We start from the raw sequence: 19806 nt of genomic DNA on the forward strand, positions 1-19806 counted from the left end.
GGACCGCGTAGGTCAACACTGTCCCGCAGGGGCGCGTCTGGCGGTCCGAAGAAGCAGCTGACCCCAGAGGGGGCTGCGGCGATCGTGGCCAAATACAAAGCTGGCGCTCCATGGCTCAGCTGAAGGTGCAGCACCACATGGCCAAGCGAACAGTGGCCAAGGTGCTGCGGGAAGCTGGAGTGACGATTCGTCCGAGGGGCGGGCAGTACCGCTGAGGGGGTGGGTTCCTGCAATAGCGATCATCCAGATGGACAACTGGCGTCGAAACCGACCTAGCCGGCACCTTGCTGCATGTCGTCGACGACATATATCGTTGGTGTCGTGAGCGAACTGTTCACCATCGAAATCGAGCCCGAGGTGCGGGACTGGCTGGAAGCGCTGCCGGCCAAGCACTTCCTCAAGATCGACGAATACGTCGGCCTACTCGCCGAACAAGCAGAGTCGCTGAGCGAACCCTACGCCCGATATCTTGGCGACGGGGTCCGCGAGCTACGCCCAACACTGGATGGCGCAGCCATCCGCATCACCTACTGGCTCGCACCTGGACGACGAGCCATCCTGTTGACGGTGTTCCGCAGGACCCACCGATGAGCCACGCACGCTGGAAAACCCTCCGGGAACGCAAACTCGCCGAGGGCTACACCGAACCCGACGATGTCACCGAGACCCGCCGCGAAATCCGGCTCTCCATGGCACTGGCCCAAGCCGTCTACGACCGCCGCACCGAACTCGGCCTCACCCAAGCCGACCTCGCCGAACGTGCTGGCCTGACCCAAGCCAAAATCTCGCGCATCGAAGGCTCCGACACCGTGCCAACCCTCCCCCTACTCGCCAAACTCGCCGACGCCCTCGACGCCACCCTCAACATCGCCCTCGACGCCGACGAAACCCGAGTGAACTTCACCAGCCACCACACCGACGCAGCCTGAACCTGGCTGCGTCCGAGCTTTAACGGCGGCGCTGGATCGCTCCAGTCGTAAACAACTGAACGAGAGCCACAGCGAGCGTCGATGCCATCTGGGCAGCCTCCGGCGTGATCGGAATCGCAGGTGTGACGCCTTCGTGCCGATCTGTGTGCCCTTCCCACAACAGCCCAATCATCAGTGCCACTGCCGTCACGGGGATTGAGACACCGGATTTGTCGCGGATGGCAAGCGCGTACAAATGACCCTGCTTGCTGAGTTGCCCCAGCACATGCCCCAAGGTCGCGCCAGCCTGGGTAGGTACAACAACAGGGATCGCCGCCGCCTCGACAGCAAGAATCGCTTCCCGGTATGCCGTAGACGGATCAGGATGGAACCGGTACGCGGCATCCCACGCAACCTGCAGGTGAGCGGCGGCGGCATTGCGATTGGCAGCCGCGGCGTTCTGGTATGCCTCGCGCACTGCTCTGGTGACTACCGGGTCTTGGCGGCGTTCCAACGAGTTGCCAGCTTCGCTGACCTTCCAGACCGAGCGCCCATCGCGCAAGACAGCATCAACCAGCTTCACCTGATCCCCAAGCAAATCTCCGAAGTCAAAGTGCTGGCCGTCAGTCCTGACGTGCAGAGTTGCATCGATCCAATCCAACAACTCCTCCGTCGGCACCCCACACATGTTGTCGTGATACCAGTACTTCTCGGTCGGCACGTACCGGAGCCGCGCGGCAACCTGCTGCCGGATTCCGGGGTTGAGCAAATACTGGCGGTCGAGCCACTCTCGAAGCGGGTGCTCCAACGATTTCGGAACATCTTCATGCCAGCTCAGATCGATGGGCTGACCCGCATTACGGCTGCTGAATGGCTGCCAAGCCTGGGAATCGTTGACTGTCACACGGTGGAGATTAGTGGCCAAACCACCACTGTGCGAAGGACTTTCGAACAGGAAAAGCAAGTAGGACACATCTCGTGAATCGAACCTAAGACATTCGGAAAAGACCTGTTCAGCGAGGCTACGTGCAGCAGATACGAGAAATCGCAGGTTGTCGACCTGCGATTTCTCGTCTTGTGGACATGGCGGGAACTTACTCGAACCAGACCGACATCCTGGCGAACTTCGCTGAGCTGCAACGACACATCGCAATAAGCGGACCGCGCAGGTCAAAGCCATCTCAGCCGAAACCACCCGGCGGAACGAAGAAGCAACTGAGTCCTACCGAGGCGGCTGAGATCATCGCCAAGTACAACGCGGGCGCGGCGATGACGCAGCTGAAGGTGGAACACCACATGGCGAAGCGGACGGTGGCGAAAGTGCTTCGAGAGAACGGGGTAACGATCCGACGGTTGGAGGTCAGTGAGGAATTCACAGAGCGTGAGCCCGTGGCGGGAATCATCCCAAGGGGGCACGCACCACAGCTCCCCCAAGGCCACTGACAACCCGTCGCCAAGCCACAGTCATAACCAAAGCGACGACACTTGGCATTACGCCCGTGCTAGAGTCGAACGATCCCGCAACGGGGCCACCGGACGAACCGTGGCAGCCAGCAGGAAACCCTTGATCGAACCCCCGGCCAGCAGGGCTGTGCGCTCTCATGCGTCCATTTCCAGAGCGGCCAGGCATCGATCGGTGTACCCGAAAACGTCACCAACACATAAGGATTCACTCCGAGATATGAGTTACAACAACCCCTACAAGCTGTTCCTGCCGCAGCACACGCCGAGTAAGCATCGCGTCGTCGCGGTGTACCACGACGACGGCTGGGATGAGCTGAAAGCAATCGCAACCTTCGAACGCCGTTGGGAAGCAGTGCGGTTGGCCGACGCGCTGAACGACCTCCTACAAGGCGTCGGCCTGGCGCGCGAATTCCTAACCGAAGCAATCGCCGCGGCTCCCGGACCGGTGCGTGCGGAAGTGGAGCGGATCGCCAAGACCATCAGCGCCAACGTCGAGTCCGACCTGAAGTTGTTCGGCGAGCTGAACGATCCCTACCTCAAAGCTCTGGTCCGGCCGTCCATCTGCGGTGTGATGCGTTTTCCCGTGACGTCGGCACCTCACGACCCGAGTGGCAATGAAATCAGCGAGGACGAGCTGAGCGTGCTCGAAGAGGACGATTACTTCCGGCCGACGATCATCACGCCGCGCACCGCCGAGATGTTGCGGACTTCCGGATGCGTCATCGGCGACGAGGTTCGAGACAAGGATTTCGGGTTCGGCGAGAACCACCTGCCAGAATCGATGCACGGGCAGAAGGCGAAGTTCTATCAGCGTTTGGCGCGATGTTTCGACAATCTGGTCGACGACTTGGAGCGCGGTGACTACCCTCTACCACGCTCTATGGCCGAAGAAATAGCACTCTGGTCGATGCTCGCCGACGCTCGGACGGCATGTGACGAGCTCGACGAGATGCAGCCCGCATCGATCCGGGATCTACCCGAATCCGAATACGATTACAACTTCCAGGATTTGGAGGAAGCTCTCTATCAGGATCACGACTTCCACGGTCTGCTGTATCCCGATCAAAATTTCATGGGACTGCGCCTGGACGAGATCTTCGAGCCGTTCCAATACCCGCCACCGCGACCACGTAAGCGCCCGACGGCCGCAGCTCACTAGACGACCTGCCTATGCGGATGGGTGTCCACACCCTGAAGTGCGACGTCGAGACCGGCAATCGGGGTAGGCCCGAGAGGGCAGACAACTCTAGGACCGCGCCTGGGAGTTCGGGGCGGGCGAGGCAGCAGGTCTGGCGAGCCGAGGTGGGGTGTGATGGAGGGCAGCCGGCGAGGGCTTCCATGAATGACGAAGGCCCGGTCCGTATGGACCGGGCCTGCCGAGTGGAGCTGCCGGGAATCGAACCCGGGTCCTCCGCCGCGTCTTCAGGGCTTCTCCGTGTGCAGTTCGCTATGTCTCTGCTCGGATCTCCGGGTCTCGCGAACAAGCTCGGATGACGATCCCAGTCACTGTTTGATGTCCCGTCCGACTCCGTGACCGAGCCGGACGGTAATTCCCTCTAGCTGATGCCAGTACCCGGGTCGAGGGACGAACCCGGACTGACAGAGACGACCTGGCTACTTAGGCAGCGAGGGCGTACTCGCGCTGATTGGAATCGGCGCTTAATTGGTTGCAACGACGCTTACGGTGGTCTCTTGCCTGCACCGACACGCTTCCCCTAAATCTACGTACGCAGTCGAAACCGTTCAGCCCCGTACGTCCCGACACCTTGTCGGGCTAGTCATGTTAACACCTGGCGATGCCTGATTCATTCCATTATCCGGGGCGCTGTGTCAGGCCAGGTGGTGATCAGTTCACGGCGATGAGGCCGACGGAGGTGAGCGCCAGCAGCATGCCGACCTGCTGCATACGACCGACCCGTTCGCCGAGCAGAACCATGGCCAGCAACACGGTCGCGGCTGGGTAGAGCGAGCCGATCACGCTGACCAGCGACAGCAGCGACCCGTGGAAGGCATACAGCAGCGCCGCGTTGGCGATGGTGTCGAGTACGCCGATGTAGGCCGCCAGTCGCAGCGGTTCGCCGCGCAGCGTCCGAAACTCCCCGGTGCCCAGCGCGGTCAACCACACGACCGCGATGGCCGCGACACGTTGCGCGACCAGAGGCCAGAGGCCGGCGCTCGCGTGTGTTTCGTGCAGGAAGAAGAACGCGAAGCCGAAGGCCGCACCCGATCCGACGGTCAACAGCGCGACACTGCGGGTGAATCGCAGCTCGCGGCCGCCGGTGATCTCGTCGGTGACATCATCCGGCGCTTCCCGGCTGACCAGCACCACGGCCAGCAGCGCGACCGCGATGCCGCCGAACGCGAGTGCGCCGGGACGTTCTCCGATCACCAGACCGGCGAGCACCGGAATACCCGCAACCAGCACCGCGGTCAACGGCGACACCACAGCCATCGGACCGCGTGCCAATGCGGCGTAGAACCACCACACCGCGAGGCCGCTGGCCACTCCCGCCGCCAGACCCCAGCCCATCGACGCGAGGTCCGGGCTGCCTGCGACCAATGGCACGAGGGCAAGCACCAACAGCCCCGAAATCGGATAGGAGACAACGACGATCCGCAGTGCGGTCACCCGCCGTGCCGCCACTCCGCCGAAGAAGTCGCTGACGCCGTAACTGGCGGCGGCGACCAACGCCAGCAGGACAGCTGTCACCGCATGCCTTTGATCCGCCGCCCTAGCTCGCGGGTGACCTCTCGCTCGGCATCGCGCTTGGCGAGATCCTGCCGCTTGTCGTAGTCCTGCTTACCCTTGGCCAGCGCGAGCTCGACCTTCACCTTGCCGTCGGAGAAGTACATCGACAAAGGCACCAGCGTCTGATTACCCTCGCGCGACTTGCCGACCAGCCGCTCGATCTCACGCTTGTGCAGCAGCAACTTGCGCACCCGGCGCGGCGAGTGGTTGGTCCAGGTGCCGTGGCTGAACTCCGGAATGTGCAGCCCGCGCAGCCACACCTCACCGTTGTCGACGGTCGCGAAGGCATCCACCAGCGAGGCCTTGCCCTCGCGCAGGCTCTTGACCTCGGTACCCACCAGCGCGATCCCGGCCTCGAAGGTTTCCAGGATCGTGTAGTTGTGCCGCGCCCGGCGGTTGGTCGCGATGACCTTGCGCCCTTGTTCCTTCATAACGAGAAGCTTAAAGTGGCCCCGCAACGGGATTATCCCCAGGTCGTGACCCGGTAGCCAACAGCGTCGCGTGCTATCCGCCCGGCCGCAGCATCAGGTACAGCAGGAGTACGGCAATGAAGGCGGCCACCAGCAAGATCGTGGAGGCGCGCGGAAGCGCGGGATGGCGGCGCAGCGGCGGCGGGCGATGGCGCAGCCACACCGATTCGACCGTGAGATCGTGAGTGCCGCGCTGATGTGGCGGCGCGTCCACTGGTTCGCGGGCGGAGATGTCGCCGGAGCCGCCGGCCCCGTCGTCGGTTGGGCCATCACCAGATGCCATACGCAGCACCGTAGCCGCCGGGTCGGAGCTGCGCCGAAATTAGCGCGCAGCGCAATGCACTCGAGACTCAGGCGAGGCGGCGGGCAAAAGCCTCGTCGGCGCCACCACTGGCGAGGTCGACGGTGACGACCTTCAGATCGGCGGTGCTCGCGGTGAGCTCCATGACCATGAAGCCGAGCTGGTGATAGTTCTCGAACAGGGCGGGGTGCGTGCCGCCGGGGGTCAGCTTCGGCTCGGCGCCGACCGTTTTGGCGGCTGCTCCGGAAACGATCTGCCTGGTGCCCTTCGATTCCGGCGTCGGCTCGAGGACCTGCAGCGAATGGTCGTGACCGGACAGGATGAAGTGGCACTTACCGACGATGTGGTCCTCGAAGAACCGCTTGGCGTGGACGCCGTTCAGCGGCTCGATCGCGAGCCCCTCATAGCGTCCTGCGTCGCCGTGCGGGCCGTTGTTGAGATAGGGATGGTGCGTGCAGGCGATCTTCCACTTCGCCGGGGATTCGGCGATGGCGCGATCCAGCCAGGCGCGCTGCTCGTTCATGAACTGGCCGTCGACCGCCCAGTACGGGTCGAAGATCGGCGGGATGTAGGCGGCAAGCGGATTGATATCGAGCACGAAGAATTCGACCACCGGGTTCTCTTCGGGCACCCGCACCGAGTAGTACCTGCTCGGCATCCACCAGCGCGCGGAATGCGCGTGATACTCGACCTCGTTGTTGCCGCGCAGCAGCCAGCCGCCATCGCCGCCGAACACCGAGCTGTTGTCATGATTGCCGAGCACCATCAGCCACGGGAAATCCAGTCCGGCATTGGGGTTTTCGAACTTGTCCGCGAACTGGACGTCGACGCCGCTGTTCGGACCGCTCTCGTAGATATTGTCGCCGAGCCCGAGTGCCAGCGAAAACGGTTGGCGGCGATGGTGATCGCGCATGGCGTCGGCGACGGCCCACTGGTTGCGGGTGCCGGTGCCCGCATCACCGGTGACGAGCACACGCACGCCGCGTTCGTCCGGAAGGGCGAACTTCGACACGCCCGCCTCGACCGGCACCGCGTTGGCGGGCGACAAACCCACCAGCGACGCTCCCGCCGCGACAGTCGCGGCGCCCGCTAGAAAACCACGCCGCCCGATCGTGCTGTCATCTGTCACGCGATGTCCTCCACCGTGATTCACATTCGGATGTTCCGGCGCCCATCCTCACTCATCGGGAGCGAGGACGGGCATGCGGTCCTTCGTCATCGGCAAACGTCGGGGCCGATTGGTGGATCCCGACGGTCGCGCGCGGCGTCATTTGCCGGTCGTCGCCTTCTTGTTCCGATCCAGACCGAGCGCGTCGGAGATGGTGAAGAACATGTCGGTCTGGTCGGTGAGACCGACCACGTTCGCGGCGCGCGGGCCGTAGGCGGCGACACGCAGCTGGGTGCCGGTGTGCTCCTGGGAGCCGCCTTCTTCGCCGTTGCCATAGGAGATGCCGATCTCGGCGCCGTCCTTGGTGACGACCTTGCTGGTCAGCGCTGCCGACTTGGTATCGAGGGGCACGATCTGGCTGCTGTGCGCGTGGTCCGCCGTGACGATCACCAGGGTGTTGCCGTCGTTCTCGGCGAATTCGAGGGCCGCCTGCACCGCCTCGTCCAGATCGACGGTCTCGCCGACCTGCCCGCAGGGGTTCGCGGCATGGTCCTGCTTATCGATCGACGCGCCCTCCACCTGGAGGAAGAAGCCGTCCTTGCGATCCTTCAACAGATCGATCGCCTTGCGGGTCATGCCGGCCAGATCAGGCTGGGTGGCGGGCCGATCCGCGTTCGGACGGCACGTCTGAGCGGGCTGGTTCAGCCCGTCGCGCACGGCCTTCGCGCCGTCCCAGCGGACCGGCATCGTGCCTGTGGCGAAGAGACCGAGCAGCGGTGCGTCCTGGTCGGCCTTCGACACCGCGTCCAGACCGGCCCGGTCGGCAACGAGGTGGTAGCCGCGCGCCTCGGCCTGGTCGCGCAGCGTCTGTCCCTGCCACTGGCCGGCTGCGGCCTTCTGCTCGAAGCTCTTCGCGCCGCCACCGAGGGTGATATCGGCGCGGGTGTCGAGCAACTGCTCGCTGATCGAGCCGAGGCCGCCCTGTTCCAGCGCGTTGGTCGGGCACTTCAGCGCCGTTTCCTCGGGGCCGTAGCACTTGCGATCGGTGACGTGCGCACCGATCGCGGCGGGGGTGGCGTCCTGGATCTCGGCGGTGGTCACGTTGCCGGTGGCCTTGCCGTTGGCCTTCGCGATCTCCAGCAGATTGGTTCGTGCGGCGCCGTGGATGTCGACGCCGATGGCGCCGTTGTAGGTCTTGGTCCCGGTCGCCCACGCGCTGGCACTGGCCGCGGAATCGGTGACGTAGTCCGGCTTTCCGGTGGCCTTGTCGAGAGAGTAGTGGGTGTAGGAACCGGTGAGCGGCAGCGCGTCGATGCCCTTGAAGTAGCCGCCAGCGCCCTCGGCAACATTGCGCGCCACCGTGATTTCCGAATCGCCCATACCGTCACCGATCAGCAGGATGACGTTCTTGGCCTGGTTGCCGTTGAGGGAGGCGCGCAGCGCATCGGTACGGTCACCGGTGGTCCGGCGAGCGCCGCCGGTCTGGCTCAGGTCGCCCTTGGCGTCGGGGCTGATGAGCTCACCATTGCTCTGTCCAGCGGAGTCGGAGGACCCGCAGGCGGCCAGTACCCCGACGAGAAGGGCGGCGCCGATAGCGGCACCGGCCCGGAGCCGACGAGGTGTGGGGCGCGACGAGACAGCGGGCATGATCGAGACTCCATAGTGTTCGTAGCTACCTCGGGTACACCGAGCTTTGCGATGGGCGCGGCAGACAGCCGAAATGCTCAGCAGCACAGCCACTTTCGAGTGATCCGAAGAGCGGACACGCAGCACGCACAGACTTCCATCAGGTGCAGAATGTCACTCTCCGGCCAACACCTCCAGCACCTGTTCCCCATACTTGGCAAGCTTGTTCTCGCCGACACCGGCGACCGTGCCCAACTCCGCCAGGCTCTTCGGCTTACGGCCTGCGATCTCGCGCAGCGTGGCGTCGTGGAAGACGACGTAAGCGGGTACGCCCTGCTCCTTCGAGGTCGCCGCACGCCATTCACGCAGCTTCTCGAACAGCCCGACATCCGCGGGCGCCAGATCGACGGGCGGGGTCTTGGCCGATTTCGCCGACCGGGCGGCGCGTGCCGGGGTAGCGCGCTCCGGCTCACGGCGCAGTAGCACCTGCCTGCTGTCGAACAGCACGCCGTCGCTTGCCTCGGTGAGCGTCAGCACGCCGTAGTCCCCATGTACGGTCAACAGCCCCTGGGCGAGCAATTGCCGTACCACGCCACGCCATTCGACGTCGCGCAGTTCTGTGCCGACTCCGAAGACCTTCAGCTCATGGTGATCGTGCTGCAGCACCTTGGGATTCTTCTTGCCGATCAAGATGTCGACGATGTGGCCCGCACCGAAGCTCTGGCCGCGTTCGCGTTTCAACCGCAGCACCGCGGACAGCACCTTCTGTGCGGCCACCGTGCCGTCCCAGGACTCCGGCGGGGTCAGGCAGGTATCGCAATTGCCGCACGCCGCACCGGGCTGGCCGAAGTAGGCCAGCAGCTGTGTGCGGCGGCACTCCACGGTTTCGCACAGCGCGAGCATCGCGTCCAGATGCAACTGCAGCAGCCTGCGATGGGCGGCGTCGCCGTCGGAGGCGTCGATCAATTTGCGTTGCTGCACAACATCACTGAGCCCGTACACCATCCACGCCGTCGACGGCAACCCGTCGCGGCCCGCGCGGCCGGTCTCCTGGTAGTAGCCCTCTACCGATTTCGGCAGATCCAGGTGCGCGACGAACCGCACGTCCGGCTTATCGATGCCCATGCCGAAGGCGATGGTGGCGACGACGATGAGCCCGTCCTCACGGAGGAACCGTGACTGATTCGTCGCACGAGTCCTCGCGTCCAGCCCGGCGTGATAGGCGACGGCACTGATCCCGTTCTCGTTGAGGAATGCCGCGGTCTTCTCCACCGAGTTGCGCGACAGGCAGTAGACGATCCCCGCATCCCCCGCATGCTCGGCCTTGATGAACTCCAGCAACTGGCGCTCCGGCCGGTTCTTCGGCTCGATCCGGTACTGGATATTCGGCCGGTCGAAGCTGGCGACGAATCGCTTGGCGGCACCGAGTTCGAGGCGCTGAATGATCTCGTCGCGGGTCTTGTCGGTCGCGGTCGCGGTCAGCGCGATGCGCGGCACATCCGGCCAGCGCTCGTGCAGCATCGACAAGCCGAGGTAGTCGGGGCGGAAGTCGTGGCCCCACTGCGAGACGCAGTGCGCCTCGTCGATGGCGAACAGCGCGATCTTGCCCCGGTCGAGCAGGTTCGCGGTCGATTCCAGCCGCAGGCGTTCCGGCGCCAGGTACAGCATGTCCAACTCGCCCGCGACGAACTGGGCCTCCACCATCCGCCGCTCGTCCGGGAACTGCGTGGAGTTCAGGAACCCGGCCCGCACGCCGAGCGCGCTGAGCGCATCCACCTGGTCCTGCATCAAGGCGATCAGCGGTGACACCACCACCCCGACGCCGGGACGCACCAACGCGGGCACCTGGTAGCACAGTGACTTACCGCCGCCGGTCGGCATCAGCACCAGCGCATCCCCGCCGCCGACCACATGCTCCACGATCTCCTGCTGATCACCGCGGAAGCTGTCGTAGCCGAACACACGACGTAGAACCTGTTGCGCCGCACCGGATTCGGTACCGAGGTCGCCGTCGGTCAGCAGCCCGTAGCGACTGCTTGCGGGTCGCTCGAAAGAGTCAGCCGGGAAAGCATCGGGGGATTCCACCCGGCCCATCCTACGAGCGCCATCCCGGAGAGAAACCCTTACACCGTCCCCGACCCTGGGCCACACGGCAGGTACTCCACATGTGCATAACCAATCTCGTCATCCGCGGGGTCGCGCCCCGATCCTGCGCGGAGTGCCGGAGCCAGTGACAGCCTCGGCGTCCCCGGTCCCGGCGTTCGCGGCAGTCTCGGCTATTCGCGCACGTAGTAGCGCAGCGTGGCGTAGGCGGTGATCGCGGCGAAAACCACACCGATCGGCGCGATGGTCAGCGCGACCACCGCGATGTCGTCGCCGGTGACATGCGGGAAGACATTGCTGTCGAACAGCTGCCCGAGCGCCCGATCGACCACCATGGGCCGTGCGATGAGCAGGCCCAGGATCGCGAGCACGGAACCGATGACCGCCGCGGCAACCGCCTCGAGCAGGAACGGCAGCTGCGTGTACCAGCGGGTCGCGCCGACCAGCCGCATGATCCCCACCTCCTCACGGCGGGTGAACGCGGCGATCTGCACCATGTTCGCGATCAACATCAGTGCCGCGAGCGCCATCACCAACGCCAAACCGAATGCCGCGTTGCGCAGCCCGTCGAAGATGCTGACCAGCCGGTCGACAATCTGCTTGTCGTTGAGGACTTGCTGCACCCCGGGTCGCGAATGGTACGTCTCGAAGATCCGCTCGTATTGGTCGGCGTCGGCCATCTTCACGCGTAGCGACGCGGGCAGCCTGGTGTCCTTGATCATGTCGATCATCTCGGGCTGGCCCTTGAAGGTCACCTCGGTGGCTTCCTTCATCGCCTCTTCGCTGTTGACGAACTGGACCGACACCACGCCGCCGGTCTTCTTGAGATCGGACGTCAGCGTCTGGCACGGCTCCTTGGAGCACTCGAGGTCGCTCTCCGAGACGGCATCATCGAGATACAGCCGAATCTCGACCCGATCCATAAAGTAGTTCTCGGTCTTGTCGGCAATCCGTACCGAGAGCAGGCCACCGCCCAACATGGTCAGTGACACCGCGGTGGTGAGGATCATCGCGATGGTCATCGTCACATTGCGGCGCAGTCCGGTGAGAACCTCGCCGAACAGGAATCCGAATCGCATTACCGGCCCACCCCGTACACACCGGTCGCGTCGTCGCGCACCAGGCGGCCGCGATCGAGCTCGACCACGCGCCTGCGCATCGCATCGACGATGTGGTTGTCGTGCGTGGCCATCACCACCGTCGTACCGGTGCGGTTGATCCGCTCCAGCAGCAGCATGATGTCGCCGCTGGTGTCGGGATCGAGATTGCCGGTCGGCTCGTCGGCGAGCAGTACCAGCGGATGGTTCACGAACGCCCTGGCGATCGCGACGCGCTGCTGCTCACCGCCGGACAGCTCGCTCGGCAGTCGATCGGCCTTACCACCGAGACCGACCATGTCGAGTACCTCGGGAACCGTCCGGTCGATGAACTGGCGGCGCCTGCCGATCACCTCCAGCGCGAACGCGACATTCTGCTGGACAGTCTTCTGCTGTAGTAGTCGGAAGTCCTGGAATACGCAACCCATGCGCTGACGCAACTTCGGCACCCGCCGCCCAGGAAGCCGGTCGACTCGGAAGTCGGCGACCTGTATCTCGCCGGAGGTGGGTGCCTCCTCCTTGAGTAGCAGGCGCATGAAGGTCGACTTGCCGGAACCGGACGGTCCGATGATGAAGACGAATTCGCCCTTGTCCACATCTACGGTGATGTTGTCCAGCGCGGGTCGCGTCGAGGTCTTGTATGACTTGGTGACGTTCCGCATGGTGATCACGGGGAGCCAGTGTAACCAGCAACCCTTCGACGACCCCACGGCCGAGGACCTACCGCGGCGCACGCGCGCTGCCGACGGCCCCGCCTCAACGGTTGGGTACGGCCGGAAGCACTGCTGCCGGAACGGTGTTCAGATTGGGATTCGATCCGGCTGGCATCGGGTTATCCGGCTTGACGAACAGATACAACACGAACGTGACGACCCAGGTTGCCATCAGGATCGCCGTGGATCTACGAGGTCTCACTGATTCCCTCCCGGCGCAACGCTGCGGCTACCCGCACCCGCAGTTCGCGACCGACTTCGAATTGTTTGCCTGGCAACGTGCGGGCAACCATCCGGATGTTCATCTGGTCGACCGTCAGGTCTTCGACACCCATCACGCTGGGCTCGTCGAGTAGCAGTGGCCGCAGCCGACTGTCTTGGTACGCCTGTGTACCGACTTCGTGCAGGATCTCGTTGACCCTGGTGATGTCCGCGCTTGCGGCCACCGGCACATCGATCGCGGCGCGGGCCCAATCCTTCGACAGATTCGTCACTTTCACGATCTGACCGTTGGGCACGATGATCACTTCACCGTCCGCGTTACGCAACGTGGTGATCCGCAGCGTGACATCTTCGACCGTACCCTCGGCGTGCTCCGCGGATCCAGTCACCGCGATGCGAACCACGTCACCGAACCCGTACTGACGCTCGGTGATCAGGAAGAACCCGGCCAGAATGTCCTGCACGATGCGCTGCGCGCCGAAACCGAGTGCGGCACCCAACACCGCGGCGGGCGCGACGAGTCCGGTCACCGCGAACCCCATGCGCCGCAGCACCTCGATGCCGACAAGGACGTACACGATGGTCAGCACCACCCAGGTGACCACCTGCGCCAACGCGTGCCGATGTTTGGCCGCTTCGGTCCGGACCAGCGCATCGCTGCTGCGGAAGCCGGCGTCGATCTTGCGGGTGATTCGATCCCTGATGAAGGTCGCGAACCGGCTGAACAGCACCGCGCCGAGCAGGTAGAGCACGATCTCCAGGCCCGAAGAGCGCAGCCAGGTCGTGAAATCGGTGGACGAGGCGAAGGCCTGGATCCCCGCGATGTTCATTTAGCTTGCCTGCTCTCGCATTCGCCAGCGGATTCCGGATTCGATGAAACCATCGATGTCACCGTCGAGCACGGCAGACGGATTATTGACTTCGTAGTTGGTCCGCAGATCCTTGACCATCTGGTAAGGGTGCAGCACATAGGAGCGCATCTGGTTGCCCCAGGACGCGCCCTCGTTCGTCTTCAGCGCGTCCATCTGGGCGCGCTCCTCCTGCCGCTTGCGTTCCAGCAGCTTGGCCTGCAGCACGCGCATCGCCGAAATCTTGTTCTGCAGTTGGGATTTCTCGTTCTGGCAGGTAACGACGATGCCGGTCGGGATGTGCGTCAGCCGCACCGCGGAGTCGGTGGTGTTGACGCTCTGGCCGCCGGGGCCGGACGAGCGGTAGACGTCCACCCTGATCTCGGTGTCGGGAATCTCGATGTGATCGGTGGTCTCGACCACCGGCAGCACCTCGACCTCGGCGAAGGAAGTCTGGCGGCGGCCCTGGTTGTCGAACGGGCTGATCCGCACGAGCCGGTGCGTGCCCATCTCCACCGAGAGGGTGCCGTAGGCGTAGGGCGACTTCACCGCGAAAGTGGCGCTCTTGATGCCCGCTTCCTCGGCATAGGAGGTGTCGTACACCTCGACCGAGAACTTGTGCCGGTCCGCCCAGCGGATGTACATGCGCATCAGCATCTCGGCCCAGTCCGCGGCGTCGACGCCGCCCGCGCCCGATCGGATGTTGACCAGCGCGTCACGCTTGTCGTACTCGCCCGACAGCAGCGTACGAACCTCCAGGGCCTCCACGTCGCCGTGCAGCGCGGCACGTTCGGCGTCGGCGTCGGCCAGCGCGGAAACCTGCGCCTCGCCTTCCTCGCCATCGGCCAGTTCGTACAGCACCGGCAGATCTTCCAGCCGCTGGCGCAGTTCCTCGACCCGGCGCAACTCGCTCTGCGCGTGCGACAGCTCACTGGTGACCTGCTGCGCGTGATCCTGGTCATTCCACAGGTCCGGATCGGCGGCCTGGTGCTCCAGCTCGTCGATACGACGACGCAGCTCCTCGATGTCGAGGACCGACTCGACCGTCTTGAGGGTTGCGTCGAGTTCGGCGAGATCAGCGGAGACGTCAGGATGCACGATGTCCTAGCCTACTGTGCTGCTCCGCCTGCCCCTAAACCCAGCGTGCCGCCGAGTGCGACGCGGCTTGCGTGGCGAGCCCGTGGTCAGCGCGGGCCAGGGTTCGGTGGCGTGTGCTGAGCGGATCAGCCCGGTCGTCGGGTCAGTTGGATACCGCGCGCAAACCGCCGGGGCGGCGGCCGGTGAGCGCATCGAGGGCATGCGCGGTCGACTCGTCGGCGGGCAGGTAGACGATCAATTGCTGGTCGTCGTCCGCGGACAGGTCGAGGGTTTCGTAGGACAACCGCAGGTTGCCCGCGTCAGGATGCGCCAGGCGGGTGATGCCGGTGGCGGCGGCGAGACTGGGAACGTTCTGTACCCGTCGGGTGAACTCCGCACCAGCGGCGACGGTGAGTTCGTCGGCCAGTGCGGCAATGTGCGGGTCGGCGCGGAACGGGCCCTGTTTGAGAGCGGCCACCAATTCGTCGGCGACATGTTCCCAATCCGGATAGACGGTCCGGGCGCGCGGATCGGTGAAGACGTACAGCGCGAGACTGCAGCCCTCGTCATCGAGCAACCCGGTCGAGCCCATCAGACGTTCGTAGCCTTCGGTCCAGGCAAGCGCGTCGCGCAGTCGATTGACCACTACCGCGGGTGCGGGCTCCAAGCGGTCGAGGACGGCGCGGACGGTGGGGCGCACCTCGCGCGGCGGCTGGGCGCCGCCCATGCAGCTGAATCCGGCATCGGCGGCCTTGGTCAGTCGGTGCAGGTGCACGCGTTCGCTCGGCGCCAGGTGCAGTGCGTCGGCGAGGGCGCCGAGCACCGGCGGCGAGGGACGGCGATCGCGCCCCTGTTCGAGTCGGGTGATGTATTCGACACTCACCCCGGCCAGGGTGGCCAGCTCCGCGCGACGCAGTCCGGGGGTCCTGCGGCGCGCTCCGGTCGGCAATCCGACCTGGGCCGGAGTAACCGCCTCGCGCCGGGTGCGCAGGAAGAGGCCCAACTCGTTGTCACTCACCCTTCGAACGGTACAAGCGTTGGCCGGCGCGAGGGTGACCCTGCCGCTACCACTCTCCGCGCGGTCTTCCTGGCAGCCACGGCGGGCAGCAGATTGGGGGATGCCACGGCCGAACGGTCGTGGCGAGGCTTCCTAAAAGGAGAATGGCATGCCCGCACTGAAGCTCGCGGTAATCGTCGGCAGTGTCCGCGAGGGACGCTTCGCCCCCGTGGTGACCTCCTGGTTCACCGAACATGCCGCCCGGCACGGCGGGTTCGATATCGACGTGATCGATCTGGCGGATTTCGAACTGCCGCTGGAATTACCCGCGGTCTCCCCCGCCATGGACCCGAACCCGGAGCGCCCGGCCGGGATGACCGACCTCACCCGGCGACTGGACGCGGCCGACGCGTTCGTCATCGTCACCCCGGACTACAACCGCAGCTTCCCCGCCTCACTGAAGGCCGCCATCGACTGGCACTTCACCCAGTGGGACAGCAAGACGATCGGCTTCGTCGGCTACAGCGGCGCCAGCGGCGGCCTGCTCGCGATCGAAGGACTGCGCCAGGTCTTCAGCGAACTCAACGCCCACACCGTCCGCAACTACGTCTCCTTCCCCCGCTACTACCTGCTCTTCGATGCCGAAGGAAACCTCCTCGACCCCGAAGAGCCCGCCGCCGCCGCCCAAGCAATGCTCGACCAATTGCACTGGTGGGCAAGCGCCCTCACCGCCGCCCGATCGGTCCCGCAAGCAGCGTGAGCACCGCGTGCCCGCATTCGGCCCGCCGCACCTTCGCTGCTGGACCGGCCGCGAGCGGCACACCATGGCGGGACGCTCTCGACGGTTACCGCAGCCATGCGCCACTCGCGGTGCCGGTTGGCGGGGTGGCTGCTGGTCGGGTGGGTGGGGGCAGGTCGATAGGGTGCGGGTGTGGCTGTGGATTCTTCCGATCTCGAACTTGCCCTGCGGCTGGCCGATGAGGCCGATGCGATTACTCGGGCGCGCTTCGGTGCGTTGGATTTGAAGGTGGATTCGAAGCCGGATCTGACGCCGGTCTCCGATGCCGATCTGGCGGTGGAGAAGGCGATCCGGCAGGTGCTCGGGCAGGAACGGCCCGGCGATTCGGTGCTCGGCGAGGAGTTCGGCGGGGACGTGGAGTTCACGGGACGGCAGTGGGTGATCGATCCCATCGACGGCACCAAGAATTTCGTGCGCCGGGTGCCGATCTGGGCCACGCTGATCGCGTTGCTCGAGGACGGAGTGCCGGTGGTCGGCGTGGTGAGCGCTCCTGCGCTGACCCGCCGATGGTGGGCGGCGGCGGGCGCCGGCGCCTGGTCCACCTTCGATCACGATGCGCCGAAACCGCTTTCGGTGTCCGCGGTGGCCGAGCTGAGTTCGGCGAGCCTGGCGTTCTCCAGCCTGTCCGGTTGGCGCGAACGCGGTCTGCGCGAACACTTCCTCGGACTCACCGATGACGTCTGGCGAGTCCGCGGCTATGGCGACTTCCTCACCTATTGCCTGCTGGCCGAGGGCGCGGTGGACATCGCCACCGAACCCGAGGTCTCGCTGTGGGATCTGGCCGCCCTCGACATCCTCGTCCGCGAAGCGGGCGGCCGCTTCACCGCTCTCAACGGCAATTCCGGCCCGCACGGCGGCGACGCCATCGCCACCAACGGGCTCCTGCACGACGAGGTGCTCTCCCGCCTCGGCGCCGACTAACTCCCCGGCGCGAGCGGCTTCTCCATGAGCACCACCCTGGCGGTGCCGTGGAACTGTGGTGGCAGCTGCGTTTCCCGAACCTCGATGAAACCCTGTGCGCCGTAGTACTTGCGGAGCACCGGATTGTCCGCGGCTGCGTCCAGGCGTTGCACAGTGACGCCTCGGGCAAGCGTGTAGTCGGCACAGAACTGGATGATGCGGGAGCCGAGATCACGCCCCCGATACTCCGGGGCGACCATGAGCCCGTGGATGTATCCGGCTTCGGCGTCGTCCGCGCCCCAGAAGTCCGGGTCCCGCCAGACGATCCGGACCGCGGCGGTCAGCTCGGTCAGGCTCTCGCGCCAGATGAACCATTCGCCCCGCGTCGCCTCTTCGGCCACGACCGCGGCGGGGTATTCGCCGGGCAACCATTGCGCGATGCCGTTGCCGACCATCCACTCGGCGAGTCGATCGCGTAGTTGCGCAATGTCGACCGCGTCAGCGGGAGTCGCCACGACCATGGGGGCAGATTCGGGCACGGTACTCCTTCGGGTTACGTCCGAATCGAGCATGCCTACGAACCGCCCTCGCCGCCACCGTCCGAGCGATCGACGGACTGTCCGGGGCGGACAGCATATCCGCCCCGGACAGCTCCACTCACGGAATGAACAGCACAGCGATCAGGTTGGTTATCCCGGAGACGAATTGATCGACAATGCGAATTACCATGACATCTCCATTCGTTCGCAGCGGGAATGACAGTCCTGCCGAAACCGGGCGCCGAGCTCTACCGGACGGCACCTACGACAGGCCTCGATAGATCTTCGTTGCGGTAGATGTTCCGGATGGCAGTCGATTGTCACCAATCTTGCTGCCTATCAAGATCATTGACCAAAGCGCTGTCCGGTCCGAATCTCAGCCGAGATGTTTCATTTGTGGCCACACTTCCGACCAGGCCGTTCGCGGTTCGCGACAGCGGAAGATCGGCTCACCTTGTTCGTCATTGTCGATGCCGAGGCCATTGTCGATACGGCCCATCGGTTCGATGTCACGACAGAAGCGGACCAGCTGGTCGCGGTCGATACCGACGGTCAGCACAGTAGTGGCGGTGTCACTGGGCGGACCCCACCACCAGTAGGCGTTGTGGCCGCTGTGGGGTGTCGGCAGACCGTATTGCCCGCCGAAGCGTTCGATGGCGCCTGCCTCGCCGGAGTCGGCGGTGAGAATGGCGACATCGGCACCGAGGGCGGCATGCGCGTCGGCAATCCGGCGCACGAATTCCGGCCAGCCGATGGTTTCGCCCGCGTCGTAATTGATGGCGAGCACCGGCGAATCCGGCAATGCGGAAATCGGCAACACCGGCAGGAACAATATCGCCGAGGCGATGGCATTGACCGCGAGCGCTGAACCCGCTGCCGCCCAACGTTTTCGCCGGTTCCCGAGCCAGACTGCGGCCGGCGCCGCAGCCGCGGCAAGCAGAATCGGATACATCCCGCCCATGTAGTACGCCTTGCCGCCGGTGACCGCGAAGACCACGAACATCAGCGCATACCCGATCGGAAAGGCACGGTACCGAAGGTCGCGCCACAGCCGCCACAGCCCGAATGCCCACAGCGGCACCAACAACGGCCCCATCAGCCCGAGCTGTAGCAGCACGAACGCCGCGGGCGAGTCCGAGGTGCCCGACGATCCGCTTGCGATCGCCCGACTCATTTCCCATTGCGGCCAACCGTTCCCGGCCTGCCACCACAGGTAGGGCAGCCAGATCAGCACGGCGAGTCCGACCGCGATCGGGAAGTACTTGGTAGCGAATATCTTTCGCGGTCCGACCAGAGCCAGCGCCAGTACGAGCGCACCGACGGGAAAGATCAGCAGCAACTTGTTCTGCAACCCGATCCCGACCACCAACCCCACCGAGATCCACCATCTCGGGTCTCCGTCACCCTGCAGTTTCAGCACCAGCAGGCACACCAGTGACCATGCGGCCATGTCGAAGGTGGTGGTGGTGAGCAGGTGCCCGACGCCCATCACCAGCGCCGCACTGGCCACGGCCGCCGCCGCGAGCGCCTGCGCACCGCGCCCGCCGCCGAGCTCGCGCGCCATCAGACCCGCGCAGATGACGATGAACGTGGCCGCCACGATCGACGGAAGACGCAGGAGCAGTATCGAATCGGGATCGATTGCGGACATTGCGCGGGCGAGCAGTGGCAGCAGAGGCGGTTGATCCGGGTAGCCCCAGTCCAGGTGCCGGCCCGCCGCCAAAAAATACAGCTCGTCCCGGTGGTAGCCGTAGCGCGCGGCGAAGGCAATGAGCAGAGCAGCAAACAGACCCGCGACGGCGGTCAGCTGTCGCACCGCAACAGCGGGCACCTGTCGCACCGCGACGTTGGGCACTTGTCCAGCCTGACACAGATCAGCCGCGTA

Annotated in this window: 20 protein-coding genes and 1 other RNA gene; 6 read left to right on the forward strand and 15 right to left on the reverse strand. The window is 65.0% G+C overall.

Annotated elements, in window-relative coordinates:
* The first annotated feature begins 321 nt into the window (after positions 1-321).
* Positions 322-591 carry a type II toxin-antitoxin system RelE/ParE family toxin gene (locus ACFQZZ_RS19140; protein ID WP_378682253.1) on the forward strand — a complete coding sequence of 90 codons (270 nt, stop codon included), beginning with the start codon at positions 322-324 and terminating at the stop codon, positions 589-591.
* On the forward strand, positions 588-929 hold the full coding sequence (locus tag ACFQZZ_RS19145; RefSeq protein WP_378682256.1) for a helix-turn-helix domain-containing protein: 342 nt from the start codon (positions 588-590) through the stop codon (positions 927-929). The genes ACFQZZ_RS19140 and ACFQZZ_RS19145 overlap by 4 nt, the downstream gene beginning before the upstream one ends.
* A gap of 19 nt (positions 930-948) precedes the next feature.
* Here ACFQZZ_RS19145 and ACFQZZ_RS19150 read toward each other — a convergent pair whose 3' ends face one another.
* Positions 949-1812, reverse strand: a complete 864-nt coding sequence (locus tag ACFQZZ_RS19150) for a hypothetical protein (protein WP_378682258.1) — start codon at positions 1810-1812, stop codon at positions 949-951.
* A 179-nt stretch (positions 1813-1991) separates the two neighbouring features.
* Between ACFQZZ_RS19150 and ACFQZZ_RS19155 the strand changes: the two genes are divergently transcribed.
* The gene (locus ACFQZZ_RS19155) at positions 1992-2351 is read left to right on the forward strand and encodes a hypothetical protein (protein ID WP_378682261.1); all 360 of its coding nucleotides are present in this window, start codon (positions 1992-1994) and stop codon (positions 2349-2351) included.
* 238 nt (positions 2352-2589) lie between these two features.
* The gene (locus ACFQZZ_RS19160; protein WP_378682264.1) at positions 2590-3531 is read left to right on the forward strand and encodes a hypothetical protein; all 942 of its coding nucleotides are present in this window, start codon (positions 2590-2592) and stop codon (positions 3529-3531) included.
* 219 nt (positions 3532-3750) lie between these two features.
* Here ACFQZZ_RS19160 and ssrA read toward each other — a convergent pair.
* The 12 genes from ssrA to ACFQZZ_RS19220 all read right to left on the reverse strand — a co-directional run bounded on the left by ssrA (position 3751) and on the right by ACFQZZ_RS19220 (position 15704).
* Positions 3751-4123, reverse strand: a transfer-messenger RNA (tmRNA) gene (ssrA, locus tag ACFQZZ_RS19165).
* Positions 4124-4218: 95 nt separating this feature from the next.
* Positions 4219-5082 (reverse strand): EamA family transporter, encoded by an 864-nt coding sequence (locus tag ACFQZZ_RS19170; protein WP_378682266.1) that lies wholly within the window; start codon positions 5080-5082, stop codon positions 4219-4221.
* On the reverse strand, positions 5079-5552 hold the full coding sequence (gene smpB, locus ACFQZZ_RS19175; RefSeq protein WP_378682269.1) for an SsrA-binding protein SmpB: 474 nt from the start codon (positions 5550-5552) through the stop codon (positions 5079-5081). The genes ACFQZZ_RS19170 and smpB overlap by 4 nt, the downstream gene beginning before the upstream one ends.
* Before the next feature lie 73 nt (positions 5553-5625).
* The gene (locus ACFQZZ_RS19180) at positions 5626-5874 is read right to left on the reverse strand and encodes a hypothetical protein (protein WP_378682272.1); all 249 of its coding nucleotides are present in this window, start codon (positions 5872-5874) and stop codon (positions 5626-5628) included.
* A gap of 67 nt (positions 5875-5941) precedes the next feature.
* Complete coding sequence (locus tag ACFQZZ_RS19185; RefSeq protein WP_378682275.1) at positions 5942-7021, reverse strand: metallophosphoesterase; 1080 nt, start codon at positions 7019-7021, stop codon at positions 5942-5944.
* Between the two features lie 138 nt (positions 7022-7159).
* Entirely contained in the window at positions 7160-8647 is a 1488-nt protein-coding gene (phoA, locus tag ACFQZZ_RS19190; RefSeq protein ID WP_378682278.1) for an alkaline phosphatase, read from the reverse strand.
* 153 nt (positions 8648-8800) lie between these two features.
* Positions 8801-10711, reverse strand: a complete 1911-nt coding sequence (recQ, locus tag ACFQZZ_RS19195; RefSeq protein WP_378682281.1) for a DNA helicase RecQ — start codon at positions 10709-10711, stop codon at positions 8801-8803.
* Positions 10712-10902: 191 nt separating this feature from the next.
* The gene (gene ftsX / locus ACFQZZ_RS19200) at positions 10903-11808 is read right to left on the reverse strand and encodes a permease-like cell division protein FtsX (protein WP_378682284.1); all 906 of its coding nucleotides are present in this window, start codon (positions 11806-11808) and stop codon (positions 10903-10905) included.
* Complete coding sequence (gene ftsE, locus ACFQZZ_RS19205) at positions 11808-12497, reverse strand: cell division ATP-binding protein FtsE (protein WP_378682287.1); 690 nt, start codon at positions 12495-12497, stop codon at positions 11808-11810. The genes ftsX and ftsE overlap by 1 nt, the downstream gene beginning before the upstream one ends.
* Positions 12498-12727: 230 nt before the next feature.
* A complete protein-coding gene (locus ACFQZZ_RS19210; protein ID WP_378682290.1) occupies positions 12728-13591 on the reverse strand; it encodes a mechanosensitive ion channel family protein in 864 nt (287 codons plus the stop codon).
* Positions 13592-14707, reverse strand: a complete 1116-nt coding sequence (gene prfB, locus ACFQZZ_RS19215) for a peptide chain release factor 2 (RefSeq protein WP_378682293.1) — start codon at positions 14705-14707, stop codon at positions 13592-13594.
* A gap of 142 nt (positions 14708-14849) precedes the next feature.
* Positions 14850-15704: a helix-turn-helix transcriptional regulator gene (locus ACFQZZ_RS19220; protein WP_378682296.1), complete on the reverse strand. Its 855-nt coding sequence runs from the start codon at positions 15702-15704 to the stop codon at positions 14850-14852.
* 148 nt (positions 15705-15852) lie between these two features.
* On the opposite strand from ACFQZZ_RS19220, the gene ACFQZZ_RS19225 reads away from it, so the two are divergent.
* Both ACFQZZ_RS19225 and hisN read left to right on the forward strand, forming a co-directional pair.
* The gene (locus ACFQZZ_RS19225) at positions 15853-16443 is read left to right on the forward strand and encodes an NADPH-dependent FMN reductase (protein WP_378682299.1); all 591 of its coding nucleotides are present in this window, start codon (positions 15853-15855) and stop codon (positions 16441-16443) included.
* Between the two features lie 171 nt (positions 16444-16614).
* Positions 16615-17403, forward strand: a complete 789-nt coding sequence (hisN, locus tag ACFQZZ_RS19230; protein ID WP_378682301.1) for a histidinol-phosphatase — start codon at positions 16615-16617, stop codon at positions 17401-17403.
* Here the strand turns inward: hisN and ACFQZZ_RS19235 are convergent.
* Both ACFQZZ_RS19235 and ACFQZZ_RS19240 read right to left on the reverse strand, forming a co-directional pair.
* Positions 17400-17921: a GNAT family N-acetyltransferase gene (locus ACFQZZ_RS19235; RefSeq protein WP_378682304.1), complete on the reverse strand. Its 522-nt coding sequence runs from the start codon at positions 17919-17921 to the stop codon at positions 17400-17402. The genes hisN and ACFQZZ_RS19235 overlap by 4 nt on opposite strands.
* A 376-nt stretch (positions 17922-18297) precedes the next feature.
* On the reverse strand, positions 18298-19776 hold the full coding sequence (locus tag ACFQZZ_RS19240; RefSeq protein WP_378682307.1) for a glycosyltransferase family 39 protein: 1479 nt from the start codon (positions 19774-19776) through the stop codon (positions 18298-18300).
* Positions 19777-19806 lie beyond the last annotated feature (30 nt).

Source organism: Nocardia sp. GCM10030253, assembly GCF_042675075.1.
In the GTDB taxonomy this organism is placed as follows: Bacteria; Actinomycetota; Actinomycetes; order Mycobacteriales; family Mycobacteriaceae; genus Nocardia.